The organism is Planosporangium thailandense (genome assembly GCF_011947195.1).
Lineage (GTDB): Bacteria > Actinomycetota > Actinomycetes > Mycobacteriales > Micromonosporaceae > Planosporangium > Planosporangium thailandense.
The window spans coordinates 1-261 of record NZ_JAATVY010000108.1 but is presented as its reverse complement, the minus strand read 5'-3'; the positions used below and the strand labels follow the sequence as shown (position 1 = coordinate 261).

General features: G+C 69.0%; 1 protein-coding gene. It reads left to right on the top strand.

The features are described 5' to 3' along the window. The coding region (locus HC031_RS32350) for an IPT/TIG domain-containing protein (protein ID WP_205863521.1) at positions 1-261 on the top strand (261 nt) is incomplete at both ends.

Here is a 261-nt window from a genome sequence, read left to right as displayed (position 1 = left end):
CCGACAAGTTCACCTACATCACCCCGCCGGCACCCACGGTGACCGGACTCAGCGTGACCTCGGCGTACACGTACCTCGCCACCCCCGTGGTGGTCACCGGTACGAACTTCCTGGCCCCGTCCAAGGTGACGATCAACGGGGTCACCGTGCCGTTCAGCCGGGTCTCGGACACCCAACTGAAGGTGACCCTGCCGGCCCACGTCGCCGGCGCGGTCGACCTGCAGGTCACCACGCCCGGCGGCACCAGCGCCACAGGTAGCG